The sequence below is a fragment of the Citricoccus sp. genome (assembly GCF_035445025.1).
Lineage (GTDB): Bacteria > Actinomycetota > Actinomycetes > Actinomycetales > Micrococcaceae > Citricoccus.
The window spans coordinates 1-7,339 of record NZ_DAOMPX010000033.1; the positions used below are offsets into that span (position 1 = coordinate 1).

7 protein-coding genes are annotated in these 7,339 nt (G+C 72.9%); 4 read left to right on the forward strand and 3 right to left on the reverse strand.

The window, feature by feature from the left end:
* Together PLJ28_RS10895 and PLJ28_RS10900 are read left to right on the forward strand one after the other, a co-directional pair.
* A partial coding sequence (locus PLJ28_RS10895; RefSeq protein WP_324590115.1) for a YibE/F family protein occupies positions 1 to 973 on the forward strand: 973 nt, incomplete at its 5' end.
* 52 nt (positions 974 to 1,025) lie between these two features.
* On the forward strand, positions 1,026 to 1,607 hold the full coding sequence (locus PLJ28_RS10900; protein ID WP_324590116.1) for a cation efflux transmembrane domain-containing protein: 582 nt from the start codon (positions 1,026 to 1,028) through the stop codon (positions 1,605 to 1,607).
* A gap of 116 nt (positions 1,608 to 1,723) precedes the next feature.
* Here the strand turns inward: PLJ28_RS10900 and PLJ28_RS10905 are convergent, their stop codons facing one another.
* From PLJ28_RS10905 to PLJ28_RS10915, 3 genes are all read right to left on the reverse strand, one after another.
* Positions 1,724 to 2,269 (reverse strand): dihydrofolate reductase family protein, encoded by a 546-nt coding sequence (locus tag PLJ28_RS10905; RefSeq protein WP_298045853.1) that lies wholly within the window; start codon positions 2,267 to 2,269, stop codon positions 1,724 to 1,726.
* 69 nt (positions 2,270 to 2,338) lie between these two features.
* Entirely contained in the window at positions 2,339 to 3,511 is a 1,173-nt protein-coding gene (locus PLJ28_RS10910) for a hypothetical protein (RefSeq protein ID WP_324590117.1), read from the reverse strand.
* 117 nt (positions 3,512 to 3,628) lie between these two features.
* Entirely contained in the window at positions 3,629 to 4,657 is a 1,029-nt protein-coding gene (locus PLJ28_RS10915) for an LLM class flavin-dependent oxidoreductase (protein ID WP_324590118.1), read from the reverse strand.
* An 88-nt stretch (positions 4,658 to 4,745) separates the two neighbouring features.
* On the opposite strand from PLJ28_RS10915, the gene dusB reads away from it, so the two are divergent.
* Together dusB and PLJ28_RS10925 are read left to right on the forward strand one after the other, a co-directional pair.
* Positions 4,746 to 5,954 carry a tRNA dihydrouridine synthase DusB gene (gene dusB, locus PLJ28_RS10920; protein WP_183524110.1) on the forward strand — a complete coding sequence of 403 codons (1,209 nt, stop codon included), beginning with the start codon at positions 4,746 to 4,748 and terminating at the stop codon, positions 5,952 to 5,954.
* Between the two features lie 58 nt (positions 5,955 to 6,012).
* Entirely contained in the window at positions 6,013 to 7,335 is a 1,323-nt protein-coding gene (locus tag PLJ28_RS10925; protein ID WP_324590129.1) for a deoxyguanosinetriphosphate triphosphohydrolase, read from the forward strand.
* The last annotated feature ends 4 nt before the right edge of the window (positions 7,336 to 7,339 follow it).

The window sequence follows — 7,339 nt, forward strand, 5'->3', positions numbered from 1 at the left end:
CAGGGACGTGTCCGTGGGCGACCGCATCAAGGCGCTGGACCTGTCCGCGCTGCCCGGCGGCACCGCCGGCGGGCCGGCGGATGGGGCCGGGGCCTCCGGGGCGGCCGACTACGTCTTCGTGGACTTCGAGCGGACGGTGCCCGTGGTGGCGCTGGCCGGGCTCTACGCCCTGGTCGTGGTGCTGGTGGCGCGCTGGCGCGGGGTGCGGGCCATCCTGGGCCTGGGCCTGGCCTTCACGGTGCTGTTCTGGTTCATGGTCCCCGCCCTGCTGGAGGGCGGGCCGCCGCTGTGGGTCGGCCTGGTGGGATGCTCGCTGATCATGGTGGTGGTCCTGTACTTCGCCCACGGGTTCTCCCTGCGCACCACCACGGCCCTGCTGGGCACCCTGATCGGGCTGGGGCTGACCGCGGTCCTGGCTGCCTGGGGCACGGACGCGTCCGCATTGACCGGGATGGGCGACGAGTACTCCTACGTGCTGGCCGCCGTGGCCCCCGAGGTGCGGCTCAGCGGGATCGTGCTGTGCGGACTGCTGGTGGCCGGCCTCGGGGTGCTCAACGACGTCACCATCACCCAGTCCTCCGCCGTCTGGGAACTGCAGGCGGCCAACCCCCGGGCCTCCGCACGGGAGCTGTTCGCGGCCGGGATGCGCATCGGGCGGGACCACATCGCCTCCACCGTCTACACGATCGCCTTCGCCTACGCCGGTGCGGCCCTGCCGCTGCTGATCGTGGTCTCCCTGTACGACCGGTCCCTGGCCGACACCCTGCTCTCGGCCGAACTGGTGGAGGAGGTGGTGCGCATCCTGGTCGGCTCGATCGGCCTGGTCCTGGCCATCCCGGTGACCACGGCGATCGCGGTGGGCGTGGCCAGGTCGGTGCAGGCGCACCCGCACACGCAGCCGGACGTGCAGGCGCAGGCGGAGGCGGTCTCCACCGGTCCTGCGCGGGGGCAGCGGCGTGACGCCGGACGGTGACCGGCGGGAGCCGGCTCGGACCCGGTGGACCCCGCGCGAGCTGAAGGCCTCCGTGCTGGTCGTCGCGCTGCTGAACCTGGCCTACATGGTCGTGGAGATGTCCGTGGCCCTGGCCATCGGCTCGGTGTCCCTGGTCGCCGACTCGGTGGACTTCTTCGAGGACTTCGCCGTGAACATCCTGATCGTCGTCGCGCTGGGCTGGTCCGCCCGCAGTCAGGCCGTGGCGGGCAAGGCCCTGGCGCTGATCATCCTGCTGCCGGCCCTGGCCGCCGCGTGGACGGCGTTCCTCAAGGCCGGGGACCCCGAGCCGCCGGACCCGGTCGCCCTGGTGGTCACGGCCGGTGGCGCGCTGGCCGTCAACCTGGTGTGCTCGCTCGTGCTGGCGAGGTTCCGGCACGGCGGCGGTTCGCTGACCCGGGGAGCCTTCCTGGCCGCCCGGAACGACGTGGTCGTGAACCTGGCGATCATCGTCATGGGCCTCGTGACGGCCTGGACGCTCTCCGGCTGGCCGGATGTCATCCTGGGCCTGCTGATCATCGTGCTCAACGTGTCGGCGGCCAGGGAGGTCTGGGAGACGGCCACGGAGGAGCACCTGGCGGCCAGGGCCCTGGCCGGGGACCTCGACGACGACTGAGCGGCCGACTGAGCGGCCGGCGGGACGCCCGGCTGGACGACCGGCTGAGCCGCCGGCGGACCGGTGGCCGGCCGGGGTGGCCGGCTTCGGCCGGCGCGGACATGAGTCCGGGAACGCTAGTGCCGCGGCCGGTACCGGAGCGCCACCGCGCCGGAGGTGAACTCCTTCCGGTCGAGCAGGCGCAGTTCCAGGTGCTCGGTGAGCCCGGCGAACGGCCTCGGGCCGTGGCCGGCCAGGACGGGGTGCACCACGAACTCGTACTCGTCGATGAGCCCGAGTTCCGCCAGTGCCAGTGGGAGCATCACACCGCCCACGTAGAGCCCCTCGCCCGGTTCGTCCTTGAGCCGCCGCACGGCCTGGCCCAGGTCCCCGCGCACGAGCTCGGCGTTCCAGTCGACCGTCTCCAGGGTGCTCGAGACCACGTACTTCCTCGCCGCGTCGATCGTGCGCCCGAAGGGCTGCGTCCAGTCCGGCATCGCCTCGGAGGCCGGCGGACGCCACGCCTGCTCCATCATCAGGTACGTGACGCGGCCGAGGATGAGCGCGTCGGCACGCGCCAGGATCCCGGCGTGGTGGGCGTGCAGTTCCTCGTCCGTGAGGACGACCCGGTGGTCGCAGCAGCCATCGAGGGTGACATTGATGGAGAACCGCAGCGGTCGCATGGCGCCACGCTAGTGAGGGGGCCGCGGCCGGGGAATGCATGGTCCCCGCCCGGTGCCGGTCAGTCGCGGTCAGCGCCGGTAGGTGCTCGGCCAGGCCGCGCGCAGGCGGCAGATCCGCCCGTCGGCGACGCGCTGCAGGCGCCCGGTGACGAGGCCCTCGAGCAGTCCCTCGTGCAGGCGCTGGTCCATCCGGGGCCTGGGGGAGGGGATGAAGGTGCCGTTCGGGACGACGTCCTGGATGACCTTCCGGACGTTCTCCGGCAGGCTCTGCACGCCGCGGACGATGCCCGCGTTGAGGCTCTCGGTGATCCCGGCCCCGAAACCGCCGGTGGCACCCAGCAGGGTGCGGGCCTCCTCGAAGAGTTCCTCCTCGGACAGGCACCTGCCGTCCGGGAGCAGGGACCACAGGGCGTTGGCGATCTCCACGGGCGGGGCGTCGTCCAGGGGCAGGTCCGCCGGGCGTCCGAAGGTGCGGTAGACACCCCAGTGCTCGACTTCCGTGGAACCGGGCCAGAGGAATCCGTGCCGGTCCACCGTGTACCGGTGGGTGGCCATGAGCCGGTCGAGGGCCTTCTGGGCGCGGTACGCGGCGCCGGGGCCGTCTGCGCGTTCCCGCAGTGCCTTGAGGGCCTTCTCCCGGCGCAGGGGGTAGGTCGCGTCCAGGAAGTCCTTGACGGCGCGTTCGGCGTCCCGGGCGGTGACGGCACCCATCCGGGGCAGCACGGCCGGCCGTCCCCAGCGGGGGTCGAGCAGGAACTGGGGGTGGGGGACCTGCAGGGTGCCCGGCGTGCTCCAGCCGGTGGTGCGGACGGCGCGGTCGGCGTCCCGGTAGGCGTCCTCGACCCGCTCCACCAGCAGCTCGAGGGACTCCAGGTCCTGGTCCGTGGGGGCGAGCCGGGAGGCCGTGTCCCCGGTGCCGGGGTCCCGGCCCCGGGCGCCGGGGGCGGGGTCCACGGACCGTTCCAGGGCGTACTTGTCCCGGGCGGCGCGCTTGAGGGTTCCCGAGAAGCCCCGGACCACGGGGCTGGACCGGTCCAGCCACCCCGGGGCCGCGAGGGCGTCACCGGGGCTGCGGTCGTAGCGTTCGGCGTCCATCGTCACGCGGTGGAAGCGCCGTTCCAGTTCCCGCCAGCGCTCCTGCCGGCCGGTGAGCTGGCTGCGCCGGACGGCGGCGACGCCGGCCCATCCGCCGACGCCGGCCACCACGACGAACACGATGAGCATGATGACCCAGAACTCCATGGGGTCAGGCTCCCGTCTGCCGGCGGTGGGGGGTGCGGGGCGATCGAGCCCAGCCCTCCAAGGTTACCAACGCGCCCGGGCAGACGCCGGGTGCCGCGGGAGGGAGCGGTGTGCCGGTCACTGCCAGCCGAGCACCCTGGCCAGTCCGGCCCACTGCGCGAACAGGTGCGCGTTGTACTCCACGCCGAGCTGGTTCGGGTTGGCCAGCAGGACCCAGTCCGCGGCCTGGACGGCCTCGTCCCCGCGCAGCAGGTCGGCGACCTCGTCCGGGGTACCCGAGTACGTCGGCCCGCTGCGCGCCCGGCCGCCCTCGAGGTGGCCGAAGGAGTCCCTAGCCTCCTTCCGGCCGCCGAAGTACCGGTCGTCCTCGGCCGAGACGATGGGGAACACCGATCGGGTCACGGCGGTCATCCCGCCAGTGGTGTGGCCGGACTCGGCGTAGGCGGCCCGGTACTGGGCGATCTGGTCGGCCTGCTGGACGTGGAAGGGCCGGCCGTCGTCCTGGAGGAGCAGGGTGGAGGAGAGCAGGTTGTACCCCTGCCTCGCGGCCCGCACGCCGGAGGCGATGGTGCCCGAACCCCACCAGATCCGGTTGACCAGCCCACGGGACTGCGGCTGGATGGGCAGCATGTCCTGCCCCGGGGGCGCCCAGCCGGAGTTCGGGTCGGCCTCGGCGATCATCCCCCCGGAGATGGCCTGCCGGAACCGCCGGCCCCGTTCCTGCGCCAGGTCCGACCAGCTCTGCCCCTCCTCCACGTCGTAGCCGAACTGGTGCTGGCCGTCCCGCGCCGCCTCGGGCGAACCGCGGGAGATGCCCAGCTGCAGCCGGCCGCCGGAGATGAGGTCCGTCGTCGCGGCCTCCTCCGCCATGTAGAGGGGGTTCTCGTACCGCAGGTCGATCACGCCGGTGCCCAGGGCGATGGTCCGGGTGACCGCGCCCATCGCGGCCAGCAGGGGGAACGGGGAGGAGATCATGTGCTGGAAGTGATGTGACCTGACCCAGGCCCCGTCCATTCCGGCCTCCTCCGCGGCCACCGCCATCTCGATGGTCTGGGTCAGCGTCGCACCGGGATCCGGGGTGCGGGACCCGGGCGCGGAACTCCAGTGCCCGAAGTTCAGGAACCCGATCTTCTTCCGTTCACTCATGGTTGGCATAACACCCCATCCACCGGGGATCTTCCACCCCCCGTGGACGGCGCGGCGGCGCGCGGACATCTCTGGGATAATGGGTGCAATGACTGCCGTGACTGACGCTTCCCCCGTTTCCCAGCACGCGGCCCCGACTCCAGGACGACTCAACCTGCCCGCCCTGCAGCTGGGCCCACTGACCATCGACGTGCCCGTGGTGCTGGCCCCCATGGCCGGGATCACCAACACCGCCTTCCGCCGGCTCTGCCGCGAGTACGGCGGCGGCCTCTACGTCTCCGAGATGGTGACCGCCCGCGCCCTCGTGGAGCGCCGGCCCGAGTCCCTGCGGATCATCCACCACGACCCGGACGAGACGCCCCGCTCGGTGCAGGTCTACTCCGTGGACCCGGTCACCACCGGCCAGGCCGTGCGGATGCTCGTCGAGGAGGACCGGGCCGACCACGTGGACCTGAACTTCGGCTGCCCGGTGCCCAAGGTCACCAAGCGCGGTGGCGGCTCGGCCCTGCCGTGGAAGTCCGAGCTGTTCGCCTCGATCGTCGGCGCCGCCGTGCGCGAGGCCTCCAAGAAGGACATCCCGGTCACGGTGAAGATGCGCCGCGGCATCGACGAGGACCACCTGACCTACCTCGACGCCGGCCGCACGGCGCGGGACCTCGGCGTGGCCGCCGTCGCCCTGCACGGGCGCACCATGGAACAGCACTACTCCGGCACCGCGGACTGGGACTCCATCGCCCGGTTGCGCGAGGCCCTGCCGGACATCCCGGTGCTGGGCAACGGGGACATCTGGAGCGCCGAGGACGCCATCGCCATGGTGCGGCGGACCGGCGTGGACGGCGTCGTCATCGGGCGCGGCTGCCAGGGCCGGCCCTGGCTCTTCGGGGACCTGCAGAACGCGTTCGAGGGCTCGGACGAGCGCTTCCGCCCCGGCCTGGCCACCGTCGCCGACACCTTCTACCGGCACGCCGAGCTGCTCGTGGACACCTTCGGCGGGGACGAGGACAAGGCCCTGCGGGACATCCGCAAGCACGTGGCCTGGTACTTCAAGGGCTATCAGGTGGGCGGGGAGCTGCGTGCGAAGCTCGCCCAGGTGCCGGACCTGGTCACCCTGCGGGCCCTGCTGGACGAGCTGGACCCCACCGCCCCGTACCCGGGTCCCGACGCCGAGGGGCCGCGCGGGCGCGCGGGCTCGCCCAAGCGCCCCCACCTGCCCGAGGGGTGGCTGGACTCCCGGGAGCTCAACGCCGAGCAGAAGACGATGATCGCCGCCGCCGAGCTGGACGTCTCGGGTGGCTGAGCCGGCGTCGTCCTCCGCGCCCGTGCCGCCGCGCGGACGGCCGCGCGCGCACCAGGCCGTGCTCTTCGGCCCCGAGGGCCGCCCGCCCTACGCGGGCAGGCCGGCCGCCCTGCCCGGTTACTCGGCCTGGGACCGCGAGCGCTGGCTGCCGGAACCGCCGAAGAGCTCGTACCGCTCGGACTTCGAACGGGACCGGGCCCGCATCCTGCACTCCTCCGCGCTGCGCCGGCTGGGGGCCAAGACCCAGGTGGTCGCCCCGGACGAGGACGACTTCGCCCGCACCCGGCTGACCCACTCCCTCGAGGTGGCCCAGGTGGGCCGGGAACTGGGACGGTCCCTGGGCTGTGACCCGGACGTGGTGGACGCCGCCTGCCTGTCCCACGACCTCGGCCACCCGCCCTTCGGGCACAACGGGGAGCGGGCCCTCAACGCGCTGAGCCAGGACATCGGCGGCTTCGAGGGCAACGCCCAGACCCTGCGGCTGCTGGCCCGGCTGGAGACCAAGAAGTTCTTCGACGACGGCACCTCGGCCGGGCTGAACCTGACCCGCGCCTCGCTCGACGCCTCCTGCAAGTACCCGTGGGCGAACGAGGACGCCCCGCTGGACCCGGACGGCAGGCGCAGCCGCAAGTTCGGCGTCTACGCGGACGACCTGCCGGTCTTCGCCTGGTTCCGCCGGGGCGTCACCGGCCTCCGGAAGTCCATGGAGGCCCAGGTCATGGACCTGGCCGACGACATCTCGTACTCGGTGCACGACGTCGAGGACGGGATCGTCAACGGCCAGTTCCAGCTGCACTGGCTCCAGGACGCCTCCCACCGGGAACTCGTGGTCGAGCGCACCCTGCAGTGGTACCTCCCGGAGACCGACCCGGCCGAGGTCGAGGCCGCGCTCCAGCGGCTGGAGGGCACCTCCGTGTGGGTGGCCGAGGCGGACGGCACCCGGCGCTCGCGGGCCGCGCTGAAGGACATGACCAGCCAGCTCATCGGCCGGTTCTCCAACGCCGCGTTCGACGCCACCCGCGAGGTGTTCGGCAACGACCCGCTCACCCGGCACGGGGCCGACGTGGTGGTCCCCGCCGAGACGGCCATCGAGATCGCCACCATGAAGGGCATCGCCGCCGCCTACGTGATGAGTTCCGAGGCCCGCCAGCCGCTCTACGCCCGTCAGCGGGAACTGCTCACCGAGCTGGTGGACCTGCTCTGGTCCACCGGGGACCGCTACCTGGACCCGATGTTCGCCCAGGACTGGCGGGAGGCCGCGGACGACGCCGCCCGCCGCCGCGTGGTCATCGACCAGGTGGCCTCGCTGACCGACTCCACGGCCCTGGAGTGGCACGCCACCCTGGTCCGCGGGGAGCAGTTCTCCCGGACCTGGGTCTGATCCC

What these genes read in the sequence shown, in the direction of transcription:
- dusB (WP_183524110.1), top strand. Translation starts at nt 4,746, where the DNA reads ATGACTGCCGTGACTGACGCTTCCCCCGTTTCCCAGCACGCGGCCCCG.
- PLJ28_RS10905 (WP_298045853.1), bottom strand. Translation starts at nt 2,269, where the DNA reads ATGCGACCGCTGCGGTTCTCCATCAATGTCACCCTCGATGGCTGCTGC.
- PLJ28_RS10910 (WP_324590117.1), bottom strand. Translation starts at nt 3,511, where the DNA reads ATGGAGTTCTGGGTCATCATGCTCATCGTGTTCGTCGTGGTGGCCGGC.
- PLJ28_RS10915 (WP_324590118.1), bottom strand. Translation starts at nt 4,657, where the DNA reads ATGAGTGAACGGAAGAAGATCGGGTTCCTGAACTTCGGGCACTGGAGT.